At 42.6% G+C, this 19,692-nt stretch carries 21 protein-coding genes; 1 reads left to right on the forward strand and 20 read right to left on the reverse strand.

Annotation, left to right across the window (positions count from 1 at the left end; translation table 11 throughout):
* Positions 1 to 100: 100 nt before the first annotated feature.
* From fabZ to spoIIQ, 7 genes are all read right to left on the reverse strand, one after another.
* Positions 101 to 529 (reverse strand): 3-hydroxyacyl-ACP dehydratase FabZ, encoded by a 429-nt coding sequence (fabZ, locus tag AC3WLU_RS03790; protein ID WP_034315755.1) that lies wholly within the window; start codon positions 527 to 529, stop codon positions 101 to 103.
* Positions 530 to 657: 128 nt separating this feature from the next.
* On the reverse strand, positions 658 to 912 hold the full coding sequence (locus AC3WLU_RS03795; protein WP_053087418.1) for a DNA-directed RNA polymerase subunit beta: 255 nt from the start codon (positions 910 to 912) through the stop codon (positions 658 to 660).
* Between the two features lie 168 nt (positions 913 to 1,080).
* On the reverse strand, positions 1,081 to 1,923 hold the full coding sequence (locus tag AC3WLU_RS03800; RefSeq protein WP_063574660.1) for a flagellar hook-basal body protein: 843 nt from the start codon (positions 1,921 to 1,923) through the stop codon (positions 1,081 to 1,083).
* A gap of 47 nt (positions 1,924 to 1,970) precedes the next feature.
* On the reverse strand, positions 1,971 to 2,810 hold the full coding sequence (locus AC3WLU_RS03805) for a flagellar hook-basal body protein (RefSeq protein ID WP_492596845.1): 840 nt from the start codon (positions 2,808 to 2,810) through the stop codon (positions 1,971 to 1,973).
* A gap of 277 nt (positions 2,811 to 3,087) precedes the next feature.
* On the reverse strand, positions 3,088 to 4,089 hold the full coding sequence (locus tag AC3WLU_RS03810) for a rod shape-determining protein (RefSeq protein WP_048685812.1): 1,002 nt from the start codon (positions 4,087 to 4,089) through the stop codon (positions 3,088 to 3,090).
* Positions 4,090 to 4,396: 307 nt separating this feature from the next.
* Positions 4,397 to 4,669: a sporulation transcriptional regulator SpoIIID gene (spoIIID, locus tag AC3WLU_RS03815; RefSeq protein ID WP_034315767.1), complete on the reverse strand. Its 273-nt coding sequence runs from the start codon at positions 4,667 to 4,669 to the stop codon at positions 4,397 to 4,399.
* Between the two features lie 434 nt (positions 4,670 to 5,103).
* Positions 5,104 to 6,048: a stage II sporulation protein SpoIIQ gene (spoIIQ, locus tag AC3WLU_RS03820; protein ID WP_063574658.1), complete on the reverse strand. Its 945-nt coding sequence runs from the start codon at positions 6,046 to 6,048 to the stop codon at positions 5,104 to 5,106.
* Positions 6,049 to 6,201: 153 nt separating this feature from the next.
* On the opposite strand from spoIIQ, the gene AC3WLU_RS03825 reads away from it, so the two are divergent.
* Positions 6,202 to 6,627 carry a VanZ family protein gene (locus AC3WLU_RS03825; protein WP_063574657.1) on the forward strand — a complete coding sequence of 142 codons (426 nt, stop codon included), beginning with the start codon at positions 6,202 to 6,204 and terminating at the stop codon, positions 6,625 to 6,627.
* A 20-nt stretch (positions 6,628 to 6,647) separates the two neighbouring features.
* Here the strand turns inward: AC3WLU_RS03825 and spoIID are convergent, their stop codons facing one another.
* The 13 genes from spoIID to AC3WLU_RS03890 form a co-directional block, all read right to left on the reverse strand.
* Positions 6,648 to 7,685: a stage II sporulation protein D gene (gene spoIID / locus AC3WLU_RS03830; RefSeq protein ID WP_222620032.1), complete on the reverse strand. Its 1,038-nt coding sequence runs from the start codon at positions 7,683 to 7,685 to the stop codon at positions 6,648 to 6,650.
* Positions 7,686 to 7,885: 200 nt separating this feature from the next.
* On the reverse strand, positions 7,886 to 9,187 hold the full coding sequence (gene murA, locus AC3WLU_RS03835) for a UDP-N-acetylglucosamine 1-carboxyvinyltransferase (protein WP_034315774.1): 1,302 nt from the start codon (positions 9,185 to 9,187) through the stop codon (positions 7,886 to 7,888).
* A 32-nt stretch (positions 9,188 to 9,219) separates the two neighbouring features.
* Positions 9,220 to 9,969, reverse strand: a complete 750-nt coding sequence (locus AC3WLU_RS03840) for a YwmB family TATA-box binding protein (RefSeq protein WP_057278179.1) — start codon at positions 9,967 to 9,969, stop codon at positions 9,220 to 9,222.
* A 158-nt stretch (positions 9,970 to 10,127) separates the two neighbouring features.
* Positions 10,128 to 10,370 carry a DUF1146 family protein gene (locus AC3WLU_RS03845; RefSeq protein WP_034315776.1) on the reverse strand — a complete coding sequence of 81 codons (243 nt, stop codon included), beginning with the start codon at positions 10,368 to 10,370 and terminating at the stop codon, positions 10,128 to 10,130.
* 149 nt (positions 10,371 to 10,519) lie between these two features.
* The gene (gene nuoN / locus AC3WLU_RS03850; RefSeq protein WP_057278181.1) at positions 10,520 to 12,046 is read right to left on the reverse strand and encodes an NADH-quinone oxidoreductase subunit NuoN; all 1,527 of its coding nucleotides are present in this window, start codon (positions 12,044 to 12,046) and stop codon (positions 10,520 to 10,522) included.
* Positions 12,047 to 12,049: 3 nt separating this feature from the next.
* Positions 12,050 to 13,573, reverse strand: a complete 1,524-nt coding sequence (locus AC3WLU_RS03855) for an NADH-quinone oxidoreductase subunit M (protein ID WP_278088385.1) — start codon at positions 13,571 to 13,573, stop codon at positions 12,050 to 12,052.
* The gene (gene nuoL / locus AC3WLU_RS03860; protein ID WP_440439341.1) at positions 13,570 to 15,441 is read right to left on the reverse strand and encodes an NADH-quinone oxidoreductase subunit L; all 1,872 of its coding nucleotides are present in this window, start codon (positions 15,439 to 15,441) and stop codon (positions 13,570 to 13,572) included. The genes AC3WLU_RS03855 and nuoL overlap by 4 nt, the downstream gene beginning before the upstream one ends.
* A gap of 34 nt (positions 15,442 to 15,475) precedes the next feature.
* Entirely contained in the window at positions 15,476 to 15,790 is a 315-nt protein-coding gene (gene nuoK / locus AC3WLU_RS03865; protein WP_034315785.1) for an NADH-quinone oxidoreductase subunit NuoK, read from the reverse strand.
* Positions 15,787 to 16,305 carry an NADH-quinone oxidoreductase subunit J gene (locus AC3WLU_RS03870; RefSeq protein WP_492596846.1) on the reverse strand — a complete coding sequence of 173 codons (519 nt, stop codon included), beginning with the start codon at positions 16,303 to 16,305 and terminating at the stop codon, positions 15,787 to 15,789. Before AC3WLU_RS03870 ends, nuoK begins: the two co-directional genes overlap by 4 nt.
* Complete coding sequence (nuoI, locus tag AC3WLU_RS03875; RefSeq protein ID WP_034315789.1) at positions 16,302 to 16,721, reverse strand: NADH-quinone oxidoreductase subunit NuoI; 420 nt, start codon at positions 16,719 to 16,721, stop codon at positions 16,302 to 16,304. Before nuoI ends, AC3WLU_RS03870 begins: the two co-directional genes overlap by 4 nt.
* A 33-nt stretch (positions 16,722 to 16,754) precedes the next feature.
* Positions 16,755 to 17,762, reverse strand: coding sequence for an NADH-quinone oxidoreductase subunit NuoH (nuoH, locus tag AC3WLU_RS03880; RefSeq protein WP_048685830.1), 1,008 nt, complete (start codon positions 17,760 to 17,762; stop codon positions 16,755 to 16,757).
* Complete coding sequence (locus AC3WLU_RS03885; protein WP_034315793.1) at positions 17,763 to 18,860, reverse strand: NADH-quinone oxidoreductase subunit D; 1,098 nt, start codon at positions 18,858 to 18,860, stop codon at positions 17,763 to 17,765.
* Positions 18,861 to 18,865: 5 nt separating this feature from the next.
* The coding region (locus AC3WLU_RS03890; RefSeq protein WP_492596847.1) for an NADH-quinone oxidoreductase subunit C at positions 18,866 to 19,692 on the reverse strand (827 nt) is incomplete at its 5' end.

Raw genomic sequence — 19,692 nt, forward strand, 5'->3', positions numbered from 1 at the left:
ACCGCTCTTGCTTTAAAAAAGCAATGCAGTGCTTTTTATATACACCGCTTCACGATTCCTTAAACCTCTATTTGAAATATATAGTTAAGGAAAAAGAATCTTATTTGTCACCAAAAGCAAACATGATATCGGCTTCACATGCTGTTTCCCCATCAACCGTTGCAACTGCTTTCCCTTTACCCATTGAACCTCTCATACGCACTATTTCCACTTCCAGACGCAGCTGATCACCTGGTTTAACTTGCTTTTTAAAGCGGCAATTATCAATCCCAGCGAAAAATGCAAGCCGGCCTTTATATTCTTCTTGTTTCAAGACGGCTACAGCGCCAACCTGCGCTAAGGCCTCTACAATTAAAACTCCAGGCATAACTGGATAATCGGGGAAATGGCCATTAAAGAATTCTTCATTTGCCGAGACATTCTTCAATCCAACCGCTCTTTTCCCTTCATCAATTTCTATGATCCGGTCGACTAATAAGAATGGGTAACGATGCGGAATAATTTCCTTTATTTGTGTGATATCTAGCATACTTGTTCCTCCTATGACTTAAATATTTCAAACATAACGTAAACTCGCCCCTGTCATCTAGACAGAGGCGTAGTTGCCATGAAATATAAATCCGTTAACGACAGCAACTACTTCAAAAAAACATGGAACTACGCGCCCTTGTTCACTATATCAAAAATATGGGTCCATGTGGATTTTTGGAAAACATCCATTGCATGTCCTCCGCCAATCACACTATATCCTAATAGTGCCCCGGATAATACAGCAATGAAAATCAATCCGATAACAATGAGTAAACGAAGCCAAATTGGCAAAAGACGGACCTTGATCCTACGATTCGGTTTCGCCTCAACTTCCTTTATCTCTTCTTCAATTTGTTGTCTCATTACACGATTTTGTTCCATATAGAATGTGAAAGCTCCTTTTAAGAAAACTCGCCGACTGATTTCCCCGATACGCCAAAAATTCAGCAGCTATGCAAAATGGTCGGCACGAATGATTTCTCTTGTTATGAATTCATTATAACCGATTTGCTCTAATTCCGCAGGGAGACATTTTATTTACCAGGTACCTTAACGGATTCCATTGACTAATCCGCTCATTTGATCTGCCATCGTTACCGCCCGGGATTGAAATTGGTAAGACCGCTGAACATTGATTAGATCCGTCATTTCTTTGGAAAGATCGACATTCGAGGACTCCAGAGTACCTTGACGGACTGCTGCCTGGTTGCGGGAATCCCCTGTTAATGCAGTCATGATATCGTCTTCCGTAACACCCAAGGCATTGAAGTTTTTGGGCAGGCCAAGTAAATTCCCGCCTAGCCGGTCAAGAAATTGCGGTTTCTTGACCGAGACTATTCCGAGCCCAAAACTCTTCTCGCCATATTCTTCCGTATCCACTATCAATAAGCCATTTTCCGAAATCTTAATGCCTTTAATATTTCCCTCTATGAGGATCGGTTCACCATTTTCATCAAGTACTTTATGTCCAGCAGAGGTAACAAGCATCATTTGATCGTTAGCATTAGGGGATAAATAAAAGGCACCATCCCTTGTAAGCCTTGTATTGACACCATTATCGTCCTGAACGCTTACGGTGAAGAATTGGTCATCCCGGGTGAATGCTGCATCAAGATTGCGGTCCGTCGTCTTTAAGGCACCCTGTGAAAGCACCAATTGAGATTGGCTTAACATAGCACCTGTTCCCTGCCGGATGCCAGGTGCGGTCAACCTTCCTTTTTCCTTGGTCTCACTTGGTTGATTATTGAAACTCTGTGTCAATAAGTCATTGAAACTCGTTTGGGTCTTTTTGAAGGCTGTCGTGTCCACATTCGCGATATTATTACTTATTTGATCGATTTTACTTTGAAGTTGGTTCAGCGTATTCGTCGCCGTCATCATCGTCCGGTTCATGGTTTTTCCCCTTACAGTTCAAATTCCGAATTTCACCTACTGCTCAATTAAAGCCTGCCAACTTCATTGACCGCTTTATCCAAACTTTTATCATAGGCTTGAAGCACCTTTTGACTTGCTTCAAAAGAGCGGTATGCCGACATCATTTCTGTCATCGTTCTCGATTGGTCAACATTGGAGCCTTCAAGAAAGCCCTGCTTAGTGGAAAAATCGACATCCGCAGCCGCGTATGCTCTAGGTAAATCCCCATCATTCACAGCCTTATATAGACCTTCGCCATCTTTCATGAGCTGTAATGACGGATCATCCGAATAACAGATCCCCAAACGTGCGATTTGAACATTTCCTTCTAAAATAACACCGTTTTCCGCTACTGTGAATCGATCGCTATCAAGCTGGATCTTTTCATTATTTTCGTTCAATACATAATGACCGGACGGCGTAGTCAGATAACCTTGCCCATCCAGGGTGAAACTGCCGTTACGCGTATAACGGATAGCACCATTGCCATCCTGGACAGTAAAAAACACCGAGCCTTGCCGACCCGTTTCCTCATTGATCGGTAGGTTTTCATCAACAAGGGAAATATCCGTATCAAGCTGGGTTTCCTCCAATGTGCCCTGGGTAAATAAAGGATTCGCCTCCTGTACGTAAACACCCGTACTGAGCCCCCCAACCTGGGAAAAGCTGGACATGCCAAATTTGCTCTCCGTGGGAACCGTTTCACCACCCATGCTGCTTATGAGCATTTCCGGAAAAGACCTTACACTCATTTGATCCGCTTTATAACCTGTTGTATTCGCATTGGACATATTGTTTGTGAGTAATTCCGTGCGCCTTTGCTGTGCAAGCATCCCGGAAGCAGCCGTATAAAAACCTCTTAACATCTTCTTCACTCCCCAATCTACATAACTTATCCGTTCAATATCTCATATCTATCTTATCGGTCATGAACATCAGTATCTTAAGGAAAAGGAGAAGCATTAGGCAGAAGAATTTGTCATATCGTAGGCTAGGTCAAATTTAAAGGAATGGTGTTAAATTCTCGACTAAAAGAAGAGGGCCTATTGCTCATCAGTACTGGAACTGCACGCACTTTCACTATGCCTCACGTTTGTCTGAACCTTAGACCCCTATCTTATGATGCGGATTTCCACCCGCTTTTTAGTTGAATTTGTGCCGTGGCAATTTATCCATATTATCAAGCATGATACCTGTTCCGATTGCTACACAATCCATTGGCTGCTCGGCAACGAGTACTGGGACCTTAAGTTCTTCAGCAAGAAGTAAATCAATCCCGTGAAGCAAGGCTCCCCCGCCTGTTAAAATGACGCCGCGGTCGATGATATCAGCAGAAAGCTCTGGCGGCGTCCGCTCAAGTACGCTTTTTGCAGCTTGTACAATGATGGAAACCTGCTCGCGAAGTGCCTCCTCAATTTCTTCAGAATTGACCGAAATGGTTCTAGGCAATCCCGATACCATATCACGCCCACGGATATCGATGACTTCATTACGAGATCCAGGGAACACGGTTGCAACCTGGATTTTAATGTTCTCCGCTGTACGTTCACCAATCAGGAGCTTATACTTCCGCTTGATATAATGTAATATTTCATTATCGAATTTGTCACCGGCCATTTTAATGGATGAAGATGTAACGATATCCCCCATTGAAAGAACGGCAATATCCGTTGTACCCCCGCCAATGTCTACGACCATATTGCCGCTTGGTTGAAAAATATCCATACCGGCACCGATTGCAGCCACTTTCGGCTCTTCTTCAAGGTATACTTTCTTCCCGCCGCTTTTTTCGGCAGCTTCTTTAATCGCCTTTTGTTCGACACTTGTTATGTTGGTCGGGCAGCAAATTAAAATTCTAGGCTTTGAAAGAAAGCCTTTCACATTCAATGTATTGATAAAATGCTTAAGCATCGATTCTGTTACATCGAAATCTGCAATGACACCGTCTTTTAAAGGACGGATTGCGATGATGTTTCCTGGAGTACGGCCTACCATTTTTCGAGCTTCTTCCCCGACGGCAAGAACACGGTTCGTATTCTTATCAATCGCGACTACCGAAGGCTCATTTAACACAATTCCTTTACCTTTGACATGTATAAGAACATTGGCTGTTCCAAGATCTATCCCAATATCTCTAGCAAACATTTCTTAAATCCTCCTTGAATATCCTCACATATAACCTACTTCTGTCCTAATTGTTTATTTTACCATATTGCATTGACACAAGTAAGTATGAATTATAAATAAACACTAATACAGACTATTATTTCCTATTTTGACAATATGTAAAAAAAATCAATGCCTTATGTACTACCTTACCGTATTTTCCCATTAAAAAAAATCCGGCATGGAACCGCATCAAGGTTAAGAAAAAGCTGACACTCACTTTCATGTCCCCTTATTCATTCCCCGATAGCCCGATTCACTTCCAATTGCCGGAATGATTCAAGTATCATTTAACGATTTCTTCTTCTCTTTCAGAACGTTTGTATTTTAATTTTGTCGCTTCTCCACCTCTAAGGTGACGAATGGATTTATGATAATCCAATATATCCTTCACTTCGTTAGCCAAATCAGGATTAATTTCTGGCAGCCTCTCAGTTAAGTCTTTATGCACTGTGCTTTTAGAGACTCCGAACTCTTTTGCAATGACGCGGACTGTTTTTCTAGTTTCCACGATATACTTTCCTATCTTGATAGTTCTTTCTTTGATGTAATCGTGCACACCACTCGACCTCCCCAAATTGGATGTGAGAAGTGTGAAATGAGATTCGTATTTTTCGAATCGAATACCGCTGCCCTATAAACAATGAAAGATAGAATTATTCACCTATTAGATAATTTGTAATAAACGATTCCTCACCTCAAACACTCTCTTTGCATGGTTTATAACATCTTATTAGCTTGGTTAAGAATATATGCCTAATGGGACAGGAGGTTTGGATTTATTTCTGATTTTCATCTGTTTATTTTCATTAAACGTAAATTATTTCCCGAGAAATTTGTCAGAAATTCAAAGGTTTCAGCATATTGGCCAATATTTACCCGAAAGAAAAAAAGAAGCCGTTCAAAGTGAACGGCCTCCTTTTACCAAATTTTCAGTTGTTGTCATTCGTAACGCTCTAGGTTTTTGTTTTGATTTTATTAAAAATCTTAATCTTAATTAGATTGATTTAACGAATCTTTTAAGGAATCGCTTTCTTCAGTTGTATCTTCACCAGGGACAGAGCCTTCCTCATCAGTGCCACTCTCTAAATCAGTGCTCTCGTCAGTTTCGTCAACAGCAGGCGTTTCTTCTTTGTCAGCTTCAGACCCTTCGACTGCAGGTGTTTCTTTGTCAGTTTCTGATCCTTCGACTGCAGGTGTTTCTTTGTCAGCTTCTGATCCTTCGACTGCAGGTGTTTCTTCTTTATCAGCTTCAGTTGCAGATTGAATCGCAGAAGCTTGTTTATCAACAAAATCAAGTGGGTTTAACGCAATGTTATCTTTTCTGATTTCGAAGTGGACATGTACGCCAGCCTCTTCATTGATTTGGCTTTTTCCGGCTGTAGCAATTGCTTGTCCTTGTTTCACTTTGTCACCGACTGCAACCTTAATGTCTTTAACAGATTGATAACGAGTAACAACGCCATCTTCATGCTCTACTTCAACTAAATTTCCAAGTAACGCATCGTCTTGAACTTTCGTTACATTTCCACTTAAGGAAGCTTTTACATCGAAAGACTTTCCATCTTCCATTGCAATGTCTATACCTTTATTTTGCTCATATCTATTGTTGTAGAAAACCAATGCTTCTTCTTGTGCCTTTTCATCCGCATTCACATCATAAAACTGTTTCTTGATAACCGATTTGTCTGCATCGGCCACAGGCATCTTGATTGTCTCAAGATTGCTATTAACCTCTACAGAAGGCTCACCATAGTTTTTTCCTGTTTCAGCCGATTCCTCTTTGCCATCTTTAGCTGAATCATTAAAACTATTTTGTAATAAGAAGGCCGCGGCTAAGATTATGGCTGCACTTGCGATATAGATTGCTGATAATGCCCAACGCTGTTTTAGTATACGTCGGATTGTGGAAGTTGGTTTCTTTTCTTCCTCTCTCATATTAATCACCTCAGCAATCATTCTGAACATTTTGTTAAAATTATATACATTCAGGAAAAAATTTTTTTTAGATTTATTTTGTGGAAATGAAACCGATTTTATTCGTAGAATGGTAAAATGTTTGGTATCTTACTGTTGAAGGATGTTTAAATCATGAAAAAAGCTTTTAAACTTGTGTTAACGTTATTGCCTTTTCTATATATGATTGCCATTTGGATAATGTCGAGCAACCCCGATGATATGATTCTTGATCTTCCCTCATCGTCATTTGACCGATTTATCAAAGAGGCACTTCATTTGGTCGAATTTGCCCTTTTGTATATATTATTTGTTTCGGCACTTGCTGCACACAAAAAACTGAGACCTGGTTTAAGCCTGTTGGCTGCCCTTGTAGCTTGCCTTTATGGAGTGATCGATGAATACCATCAATCTTTCGTCCCGTACCGCTCCTCCAGCATAATAGATGTCATTAAAGATATCATTGGGGTAGCTGCAGTTTATTTTCATGTCCAATATCATTATTTCAAGCGTAAACGGGGCTTTTTGACCTTTATTGAAAAATTAAACGAAAAGAAATGAGAGATGGGAATCCCCATCTCTCATTTTTTTGCCGTCATCGTATTCAGCCACTTACTTGAAGACTGAACTTTGACGCCTTTATAATAATATTTCACGATGTCTTCATAGGTTTTCCCTTCCCTGGCCATGCCATTAGCACCGTATTGGCTCATTCCAACTCCGTGTCCAGATCCTTTTGTCGTGATCACAATCCGGTTGCCTTGACGCTCCCAGTCAAAATCGGAAGATGTCAGCCCGAGCTTCTCACGAATCTGTTTGCCTGTCATTTTCTTTCCTCCGATATCCACTACACCTACGCGATTACCTGATGTTCTTTCAATGACAGTTCCTATGGATGTTCCCGAAGAAAGACTTACACCCAATTTTCTCTCAAAATCTGCAGTAGCGACTACTACTTTATTATAAAACTTTGGTGATTCTTCTTTATCCCATGGACTGGATACACTTTTTAAATAGGGGAATTCAGCTTGCCAATAGTCCTCTGAATTCTCCGTATAGCCATTGCTTGTCGAAAAAAAAGTGGCAGTAATCGGTTTTCCTTCATAGGTTAAGATTTGACCCGCCGTTTCTTTTATGGCCTTGTTAATTTTTTGCATTTTCCATTTATAATCAGAGCCCCACTGTTTTTTCAGCTCATCATTATTCTTATAAACTTGGTGCATGACCGTATCGCTTACATCGGCACCATCGGGCAAGCCTAATCGACTTTCGCTTATGAGCTGATTGACAATATAGGTTCTCGCCGTCAACGCTTGTGCTTTCAGCGCTTCTTCTTCAAAATCTGCTGGCATTTCAGCTGCAACCACACCACTCAAGTACGATTCAATTGGCAGTTTTTCAATCCTTTTTGCTGATGTGCGGTAAACGGCAACTTCTACGGAACTCATTTCATTTGCCGCTACCTCTTTGCCCTCACTCTTCCCTTTTCTTTCCAACTGCTCGGTTAACTGCCCACTTGTCTTATCATTTGAAAATGGAAGCACAAGCACTGCCGGAATCATGATAATTACGAATGCTACTGCTATGAATAGTACGACCATCGGTTTGATTGCTTTCAAATTCCTGAGCCTCCCTACACTTGTTCTCTGCCGTATTATCGTATCCAGCAGGTATCTTTACATAACAAATGTATGTCGAAGGACAAGCATTTATGAATAGAAAAACGGCAACTATTTAACTGTCGGCCAAGAATCCGGAACATGATAAAAAAAACCATTCACGGTTCGGAGACTCGAACGTGAATGGTTTTATAAGCTACTTATGCGTTTAAATCTGCAATTTTTTTTGTTTCAGCAGGCACATCTTCGTTAATACGTTCCACATCAGCACCTAGAGATGCCAATTTACCATGGAAATTCACGTATCCTCTGTCAAGATGCTTTAATTCTGTAACACGTGTAATGCCATCTGCAACCAATCCAGTCAGGATGAGCGCTGCAGCGGCACGTAAATCTGTTGCAGCTACTTCAGCACCTTGAATGTTAGTTGGACCATTAACGATAACGGAACGGCCTTCTATTTTAATATTGGCATTCATGCGACGGAATTCTTCAACATGCATGAAACGGTTTTCGAAAACGGTCTCCGTAATCATACTTGTTCCTTCAGCACGCAGTAATAATGCCATCATTTGCGATTGCATATCAGTCGGGAAACCAGGATGCGGCATTGTTTTGATGTCAATGGCCTTCAAGGTTTTTGGACCGATAACGCGTAATCCATCTTCTTCTTCAAGAATTTTAACGCCCATTTCCTCCATTTTAGCAATAAGGGAAGTAAGGTGTTCAGGTACAGCTCCTTGAACAAGAACATTGCCGCCAGTAAGAGCGGCCGCTGTCATGAATGTACCAGCTTCGATACGGTCAGGTATAATCGTATGTTCAGTGCCATATAATTTATCGACACCTTCGATTCTCATCGTACCAGTACCGGCACCTCTGACTTTGGCACCCATTTTATTAAGGAGATTCGCAAGATCTACAATTTCAGGCTCTTTGGCCACATTTTCAAGAATCGTAATACCTTCAGCAAGCGTAGCAGCCATCATGATGTTTTCGGTGGCACCAACACTTGGGAAGTCAAGATACACTCTTGCACCCTTAAGTCTGCCTTCTACCTCGGCATCAATGAAACCATTGCCGACCTTCACTTTTGCTCCCATCGCTTCAAAGCCCTTTAAATGCTGGTCGATAGGACGTGATCCGATGGCACAGCCACCAGGAAGAGCAACGCGGGCCCGGCCATTCCTTGCCAGTAATGAGCCCATCACTAAAACGGAAGCTCTCATTTTACGTACATATTCAAATGGTGCTTCTTCTAATAACTCTCTTGATGCATCTACAGTTACTTGATTGTCATGAAAGGCAACATCTGCATTTAAGTTGCGCAATACTTCATTGATTGTATATACATCGGAGAGCGTAGGAACATCTTTAATGATACTTTTCCCATCACTTGCTAATAATGTTGCAGCGATAACTGGCAAAACGGCGTTTTTAGCACCTTCTACTTTAACTGTCCCGCTAAGCCTTTTTCCGCCGCGGACGATGATTTTTTCCAAAAGTATTCCCCTCCGCGTCCATTTTCTCTATATTAATATTCAAACGTTATGATTGGTGTGCCAACTACAAAGTTCGTTCGGTCACCCAATCCTTCTGTCCGTAGCCCAAACTGCAAATTTAATTTTTCTTTTGTCAAAGGTTGTTTAAACAAAGTTGAATGTGCAGATATTGATGTAAAGTTTGTTTCGTGCACACTCTCAATTTCCCTTGCTTGGAACATATCTAACAGGTCTTCAGTTTTAGAGTTTAAAACCGAATCCATATTATCATTGATAGACCCTTTAATACAAGAAAAAATTGTAGGAGTTCCTATAAATAGGTCATTCACCCTGTTTTGGAACGTAGCGGTAAAAAAGGCATTATTGGCTTTCTTCCACTTTTTCCCCTTCACTTCGTAAATAACATAGGTAACTTTATCAAATTTCTCTTCCGTTGTCATTACTTTGATAGACTCGGTCAGACCTGAATCGACATTGTAAGTTAATGCCTCAGCCTTCCAGCCGGAAGCATCATCTTTCCGATGCCATTGAAATTGAGGGTATTTTCGTTTTAAAGCTGTAACTTCGCTTTCAAACTCTTGTTTAGTTGTAATCTCTTTATTTATTTCTCTAGTGAGTACAGACCAATCCCCTATGTCTAAATCTTTATCTTCCTGTAACAGTCCCACCATTTTAACTATATCTGGTTTACTTTCTGCCACAATCGTACTATTCCCAATTAAAATCACCGTCAAACCGAGAAATACTATGTATGTTAACATTTTTTTATTTAAAAAATACATGTTAAATCCCTCCCCTTTTACACATTCTTTCCATAAGGAGAGAGATCATACTTCGAGTTTTCCGACAATTGGTGACACCTTCCCCTTAAACTTGCAGGAAGCAATAGCGAATACAAGAGTAGAATCATATTTTGCTATAAGAATATTCTTACAGCTTATCAGTCATTACTAAACATATACGGAAGTTGGTTTGCAAATCCCAGGTAGTCGAGGAAGAAATTACTTACAACTGAACCGATGGCAACCGTTAATAAAATATATAATACCCTGGCCTTGATGACCGAATTGGATCTTAACATTTTATCAAAATGTAATGCCTGTAAAGCCCACCAGGTAACTGCGATGAAAAACAAGTGTGCAATTATTCCTGTCAAAGCCTGCTGTCCCATTGCTGAAAACATGTACATACCTCCTAAAAGACACCCGAGTTCTATTCTAACACAAAACCCCTTCATATTTGGAATTAAAAAGGAAGAATTGCAAAATATCTTTTTAAAACTGTAAATAGAGGCTTGATCCAATGGAACAAGCCTCTGATACAGGCATTATATCATTTACTCGAAATAAAGTCTGTAAAATCACCAAATTGATCATGAATAAAATCAAAGGCAATATTTGGCGCCACCCCGAAAAGTATGGTGCCTATTACGCATATGATCAATACGATGTGAAGACCCGGACGAATTTTAATGACCTTCTCTGAATGAATCGGTCGGAAAAAGACCTGCACCAATAATCCGAAATAATACACATAGGACACAATGGTACCTGCAATCATGATTCCCGCAAGGACGAAATGTCCAGGCTCCGTTATGAATGTCCCAAGAAAAATATTGAGTTTGCCAATGAAACCTGTCGTCCCGGGAATTCCAGCAAGCGACAGGATGAATACGGTGAATGCCATGGCAAGATACGGGGATTTCCTCCCCATTCCTGCAAGAATGCTGATATCTTCGGACCCACTTTGACTGGAGAGCAGCTGAATGACTGCAAATACACCGATATTCATTAATACATAAGCCATTAGGTAAAACCAGACAGTATCAAGCAGGAAATATCCCCCGCCCAATGTTGCCACCGCCACAAGCAGGTAACCCGCATGAGCGATGCTTGAATAGGCAAACATTCGTTTTAAATTTTGCTGCCTTAACGCAACCACATTTCCAATGATGATCGTCAGCCCCGCCAATGAAGCTATATAAATATTATTTTTATCCAAAAAATCTAGCGCCCCGAACGTATCACCGGAAGCCGTTAGGAACAACGAAAGAAAAAGGCGCAGGATGATGACGAAACCCGCCATTTTCGAAATTACACTCAAGAAGGCTGCGACCGGTGTCGGTGCCCCTTCATAGACATCCGGCGCCCACATATGAAACGGTGCGGCAGCTATCTTGAAGGATACACCGACAAATACCATGAAGAAAGCGAGCCCCATGATATATTGCAGCTGCCCGTCCGTCATCGCAGCCATCGTCCTGCTCATTTCGCCTAGATTGACGGAACCGGTCACTCCATATAAATAGCTCATCCCGAATAAGGTGATTGCTGTGGAAATGCCTCCGTTTATCACATACTTCATGGACGCTTCGTTGGACTTCCGATCATGCTTGCGCATTCCGACTAATATATAAGATGAAAGTGAAAGAAGTTCCAGTCCAACGAACAGCGTGATCAAATCACCGCTTGAGGACATGACCATCGCTCCAAGCAAAGCGGTCAGGAACAGATAATAAAATTCCCCCCGGTGCTCACGCAGCCCCTCTCGCGGTTCATATCCTTCAGCCAGAAGGATGATCAGGGCCGCTCCGAATAATAGTAGCAGCTTAAAAGCTTTTGCAAATGAATCTAAACGAAACGTATCGGATAAGATACTGACTGTCTCAAAGGACAGCAGGCTAATCAGTGACAAACATGCCAAAATGATTCCGGTTAGCGCGAGCCATGCCAGTTTTCTCCGATTAAAGTGCTTCGGCCAGAATAAATCCAGTATCGAAAGAATCATGGTCGTTCCAAGAATGATGAATTCCGGCATCATCGCTCCCCAATCATAAGAAAGCATCGTGTTCCAATCCATCCTTCATCGCCCCCCTAGAGCAAGCATCATGGCTTCAATCGTTCCTTGAAGAGGCCCGCCTAACAAATTTGGGTATACCCCAACAGATATTATCAAACCGAGAAGAACCAGCGCCGGCAAAAATTCCCAGCCCCTTAGGTCCCATTTCTCTTTTTCTATCAAGCTATCATTTTTCCCGAAAGTCATAAGCATGACCGCCCTCAGTACATAAACAGCGGTTAATACCAGCCCGATCACCCCTATTGCCGCAAGCAACGGCTGACTCTTGAATAAGCCAAGAAATACCATGAATTCACTGATGAAACCGGACATGCCAGGCAAACCGAGTGAAGCCATCCCAGAAGCTAACATAAACCCTGAAAAAATCGGCATCGACTTGGCCAGCCCTCCAAGCCTAGGAAGCATCGTGGTTCCTGTACGCTCATACAACGCTCCAACCAAGAAAAACAACAAAGCAGCAATTAGCCCGTGTGAGATGACTTGAAAAATAGCTCCCTGAATGCCCGCTTCATTCAAGGCTCCCAGCCCCATCATGACGATACCCATATGCGAGATTGATGAGTAGGCTAAAACGAGCTTGAAATCCGTTTGTACCAATGCCAGAAAAGCACCATATAAAAAACTGAGGACCCCAAATAGGACTATGGTAAAGGCCAAGCTTTTATATTGTTCAGGAAATATCCCCATTCCAAACCGGATGATTCCGTACGCCCCAATTTTCAATAAGACACCGGCATGTATCATGACTATGGATGGAGGTGCTTCTGCATGGACCCGCACCATCCAGCTATGAAAGGGAAAGACCGGCAGCTTTATCGCAAATGCCACGAGAAATGCAAGACATAAACCATATTTCATCGAACCGGATATGGGTGCAAAAAGCGAAACGCCGCCCATTGTCATCATCTGTGTCAATGCTGTAATGTTGGTCGTACCTGTCCTGGCAAACAAAATCAAAATGGCCACCAATAAAACAGCCGAACCAATGCCATTATAGATCAGAAAACTATAAGAAGCTTTCTCCCTCTCCAGAAAGCCCCATCTGCCAATCAAAAAGAAAGCAGGAATCAAAGTCATTTCGAAAAAGATGAAAAAAAGGATCAAATTTTCTGCCGTGAAGACACCGAGCATTCCAATCTCCAGGATCAAAAATAATAAATAATACCCTTTCCATTCTTTTTTTATATAAATGGATGCGATTGCGGCCAGTGATGAAATGATTGTTGTCAGTAATATGAAGATGAGACTTAAGCCATCCAGCCCCAACTCAAAATCAACCGTGAAGAGCTTGGGATCATACATCTCCAAATTTCCAAACCTGATCCAATTCAACTTAATGTCAAATATGGATAGGGCCACACCCGAATAATATTGGCTGCAAAGAAAGAATGATAGGAAAAGGGGAGGCAGTGTTCCGAAAAAACCAAATTGTTTAATCGTCCTTTCCTCTTTTTTCGGCATGAGGGCAACCATCACGATGCCCAGCAGCGGTGAAAACACTAAAAGCGAGAGCAAATAGACATTCATCTTAGATACCCCCCAGTTACTGCAAAAATCACCAACAGTACCGCAAGTCCCAGAAAGGCTATCATGCCATATTGCTGTACCTGTCCCGTTTGCAGTTTAGACCCTATTTTCCCCAATCCTTCTATTGAACTTGTTACAGTGGAAACAAGGCCACCGATAATGAATTTTTCAATATAAGATAGGAATATACTAAAGCCTTTGATTGCATAGCCTGCAGTAAAATGATAAATCTCATCAATGTAATACTTATTTTCCAAAATCCTATATACCTCGGAGTTTTCTTTGACAAGCCATTCCCGAGATAACTTCTTTTTAACGTATATCATATAAGCAAGGTAAATCCCGGCCAGCGACACAAGCACGGCCATCAACATTATCCAAACGGGCCCCTCACTATGGCTGGCGCCTAAAAGAGCTTCATTTCCCTCCACAAGCCATTCCCCAAGAAAAGCTCCAAACCACGGTGTTTGGATATACCCACCGATTACAGCAAGCAAAGCCAATGCGAGCATGGGAATTAACATGATGAAAGGTGATTCCTTGACCTGTTCTGCCTGACTGCGCGAATCACCTGCAAACATCATGAAAAACAGCCGGAACATATAAAACGCAGTTAAAAAGGAGGTAACCACCGCTAGACCAAACAATATATAACTACCATTCTCCCAAGCTGCCATTAGAATTTCATCTTTACTGAAAAAGCCCGAGAGCAACGGAAACCCCGATATCGCCAACGTGCCAGTCAAGAACAGCGGACCGGTCCAATTCAACTTGCGCCATAGGCCGCCCATTTTTTCCATATCCTGTGTATGTATAGCATGAATAACACTGCCTGCTGCCAAAAACAGCAAAGCTTTAAAAAAGGCATGGGTCATTAAATGAAACACCCCGGCCACATATCCCGAAGTACCCAAAGCAAGCATCATAAAACCAAGCTGAGAGATGGTCGAATAGGCCAATACACGCTTAACATCCTTTTGCACTATGGCAATGCTTGCGGCAAGTATGGCTGTAATCCCACCTGTTATGGCCACTACCTGCATCGCAGCAGAACTAGCCATGAATAACGGAAACATGGCCGCCACCAGGTATACCCCTGCAGCAACCATGGTTGCTGCGTGTATCAATGCGGAAACCGGAGTCGGGCCTTCCATTGCGTCCGGAAGCCATGTATGAAGTGGAAATTGTCCAGACTTCCCAACCGCACCGATAAAAATCAAAATAGCAATTAATGTCAGTTTTTCACTTGATAACATGCCCGACTGAACGGCTTGAAAGATCTCTCCATATTCAAAGCTGCCTGTTTCCCAGAATAGAAGAATGATGCCGATTAATAGCCCTACATCCCCAATCCTGGTCATGATGAATGCCTTCTTCGCCGCAGCCTTAGCTTCCAGTTTATAAAAGTAAAAACCAATGAGCAGGAAAGACCCCACCCCGACCAATTCCCAGAAGATATAAAGTTGTAATAAATTGGGGGCCATGACTAGTCCAAGCATGGCAAAGGTGAAGAAGCCCAGATAAGCATAAAAAATGGAGAATCGCACTTCACCCTTCATATACCCCTTCGAATATATCTGGACAAGCAGGCTGACAAGGGAAACGACCACAAGCATCAAGGCATTGAGCTGATTGATTTCGAATCCAGCTGAAAGTTGCGTCCCTCCAAAGGAAAGCCAATCTATCGATATATTATAAGTAGGTTCTTTAAATCGCTCTATCAGGACAAGCAACGATAAAACGAACGAAGCCACTGTACATATTATTCCTATAAAAGCGCCTCGCTCCCGCAACCGCCCGCCTGATAGAAGCAGAACCAGAAACGTGACGAGTGGAAAGATCGGTATGAGCCATGCGTGCTCCATCATCGTATCAAATCCCCTTCTTCAATTATATAAACCTTCAATTCTTCATCATTTCCATTTCATCGACATTGACCGTCTTACGATTGCGATAAAGGGACATTAGTATGGCCAGCCCTACAGCTGCCTCCGCTGCAGCAATCGTAATCGTGAATAAGGAAAAAACTTGACCCGTAATGGATGGCGTTACCCCGAATTTACTGAAGGCCACTAAATTGATATTTGCAGCGTTCAGCATCAGCTCGATTGAAATCAAAACAATGACCGCATTTCTTTTCGTCAAGGCACCATACAGCCCTATACAAAATAAAACGAGAGCCAATACAAGATAAGCCGACAAAGGAACTCCCGTCATGATCGATCTCCCTCCTCATCATCTTTTTTAGCCAATACGATGGCACCGACTAAAGCAACAAGCAGGAGTACCGACATCACTTCAAATGGAATTACATATTTTGAAAAAAGTTCGATTCCTATTTGCTTTGTATTTTCCTCATGCAACGCCGTTGGCTGTACAGGTATATCCAGATTATAAATCCCCAGATACACCGCTACGGCAAATCCGGCAATCGCTGCCAGCAAGGAGAAATTCCCCCAGCCCCCTTTAGCCGGTGCATCATTTTCCTGGTGTTTTGTCAGCATAATCCCGAATAGCATCACGATCGTAATTGCCCCTGAATAAATAAGGATTTGGACAATGGCGACAAACTCTGCCGAGAGCAACATATAAATGCCTGCAATGCCCAAGAAAGTAAAAACAAGTGCGATAACCATGTGCACCACTTTTGTTAAGGTAATCAGCAACAACCCGCCTACTATCGCGACTAGTGCCAAACCAATAAAGGCAATTAATTCACCCGACAAACTCATACTTTATTCACCTTCCGGATATTTTCATCATTTTCATCCAGCCACTCCAGGTTTTTAAATAGATGATCACGGCTATACTCGGCAAGCTCGAATTGATTCGTCATCACGATCGCTTCTGTAGGGCAGACCTCCGTACATAAATCACATAAAATGCAAATCTCGAAATTGATGTCATACGTCTCGATGATTTTCCCTTTTTTCGACGGGTCCGGATGTTTCTTACCAGTTAATTGAATACAATCCGTTGGACAAATCGTCACGCATTGATTGCATACGATACACTTTTCAGGATAGAATTTTTGGATTCCGCGAAATCGGTCAGGGAGCGGAAGCGGCTCATTCGGGTAGTCATAGGTCACTTTTTTCCTCGTCAAGTTCTTTAATGTATAGGTTAAACCTTTTGCTAAACCAAGCATATAAATCCCTCGCTTTCCGACCAGCTTAAGTTTCTAAAAAAGGTTAAGCAATTCTTTTATTAGTGCCGTCAAAAATATATTTGCCAATGCAACCGGAAGCAGCACTTTCCATCCGAATTCCATCAATTGATCAGCCCTTATCCGAGGAAAGGTTACACGGATCCAGACCAAGATATAGAATACGGCACTGAACTTCAGACCGAACCAGATGGCCGCCGGAATAAAATCCAAAAACGGAATAGAATTCCATCCCCCTAAAAATAATACAGTGGTTAGCGTTGCCATTGCAAACATATACACATATTCGGATAACATAAAGAAGGCCCAGCGAAATCCAGAGTATTCAACATGATAGCCTGCTACAAGTTCGGATTCCGCTTCCGGAAGGTCAAAAGGAACCCTGTTCAACTCGGCAACCGATGCAATGAAAAACACGATGAACGCAACCGGCTGAAGAAAAATGAACCAAACCTTTTCCTGGGCTGCGACTATATCATTCAAGTTTAAACTGCCTGTTATGAGGACGATGCCCACTAGCGACATCACCAAAGGGATCTCATAAGATATCATTTGCGCGGCTGCCCTCATTCCGCCAATCAAAGAATACTTATTATTGGATGCCCAACCTGCAGTGACGATGCCGATGGTCGATATGCCGGAAATCGCCATATAATAAAGCAGTCCGACACCTATATCAGCAAATTGGAAGGCATCGGTGAACGGCAAGGTGGCAAGGACCATGAAAGCGGGAGCAAAAGCAATTACCGGAGCTAAAATATATAACGGCTTATCAGCTTTCTTGGGTATCGTATCTTCCTTGATCAGAAGTTTCAAAACATCAGCAACGGTCTGTAAAAGACCCCATTTCCCTCCAATTTGGTTTGGGCCGACACGCATCTGCATGAATCCCATGATTTTACGCTCTGAAAGGATTCCATAGGTTACAAACCCTAATACGACAAACAGGAGCAGGACTGCCAAACCGAAAAAAATGCCAAAATTCAGCAGGCTTGGAGCGGAGTGGAGAAGATCCTTGATCATTTATCCATCCACCTCCCCTAACACGATATCGATTGCACCTAAAATCGTTATCAAGTTCGCCATATTTTCCCCCTCCAATAATTTCGGAAGAATTTGCAGATTATAAAACGAAGGTCTGCGGAATTTCAAGCGGTATGGCTCCTTTTTCCCTTCACTCGCGATATAACAGCCTATTTCCCCTCTTGGTGATTCAATTCGGACAAATGCCTCACCCTTAGGAACCTTTATTATTTTAGGGACCTTAGCAAGGACCGGCCCTTCTGGAAATTGCTCAACCGCCTGCTCGATGATTTTCAGTGACTCTTCGATTTCTTCCATTCTACAATGATAGCGTGAAAAGGCATCACCCTCTTCCCTTGTAGGAACATCGAATGTGAACCTGTCATAAATGGAATATGGTTCATTTTTTCGTAAATCCCACTTCACACCTGTACACCTTAAGTTGGCACCGCTAAGCGAATACTGCAAGGCTTCTTCCTTCGAATAGATGCCCACCCCTTTAACCCGATTAACAAAGATTTCATTCCCTGTCACAAGCTCATGGTAACCGGCAAGCTGCTCCCTCATATAAGGGACAAACTCGGCAACCTTCGCAATCCAGTCTTCAGGAGCATCCCATTTCACACCTCCGACACGCATATAATTGAATGTTAGGCGGGCCCCTGACAATTCAGTTAATAAATTAACGATCATTTCACGTTCTCGGAATGCGTAAAGGAAAGGACTCGTCGCACCTATATCCAGCAAGTATGTACCCCACCAGACGAGGTGGCTTGCAACTCTGCCCAATTCCATTGCGATGACCCGCAAATATTCTGCCCTTTCAGGGATCTCCACCCCCATCATTGTCTCAACAGCATGGCAAAGTACATAATTATTTGTCATTGCCGCCAGATAATCGAGCCGGTCAGTATATGGGATTATTTGAGTATATTGCAGATTTTCCGCTAGTTTTTCCGTACCGCGATGCAGATACCCGATGACAGGTGTAGCCTCTTTGATAATCTCACCGTCAATCTTGATGACAAGCCGAAAAACACCATGTGTACTCGGATGCTGCGGCCCGACATTGAGAAGCATTTCTTCCGTCCTTAACATAGGGCTTATACCTCCACATCATATGGCTCATAATCTTTTCTAAGGGGATACCCTTTCCAATCTTCCCCAAGTAAAATCCGCTTTAAATCAGGGTGTTCATAAAAGTTAATGCCCAATAAATCATACGCCTCACATTCTGGCCAATTTGCACCTGACCATAATGGGACCAATGATGGGATAACGGGAGTATCCCTATCAAGCTTCACCTTCAAGGCAACTGATTGGTTCATTTTGAATGAGTGTAAATGTACATAGATTTCCATATGGGATTCAAAATCCGTACCATGAAGTTCCGATAAATACGAAAAGTCAAGCTGTTCATCATACCGCAGAAATTTGGCTATTGAGAAATATGTATCCGGATTAGCCACTAAAGTGGGTACATCTTTTGATAGTCTATTAATATAGCTCTCTAATAATGCCCCTTGTCCTACATGGCTTTCAATAGCAGAAACAATTTGATCGAGTTTCGACTGATTTGGGGAAATTTCGCTAGGGGTGTCAGCTTCCTCGCTTTCCTGTACAGCTGTCCTGTTCTTCGCAGCAGTAGCCGCTTTCGCTTTGGCAGCGGCTGCTGCCTTCGCCTTGGCCGCTGCCGCCGCCTTTTGCTTCGCTGCATCGATTTCGCCTTCCGGCTTTTCTCCCGCTTCTTCTTTCGCCTGTTTCCGGGCCAATGCCGCTGCCTTCGCCTTGGCCGCTGCCGCCGCCTTTTGCTTCGCTATATCCATTTCGACTTCCGGCTTTTCTGCCGCTTCTTTCGCCTGTTTCCGGGCCAATGCCGCTGCCTTCGCCTTGGCCGCTGCCGCCGCCTTTTGCTTCGCTATATCCACTT

Source organism: Peribacillus sp. FW305-BF15 (assembly GCF_058783805.1).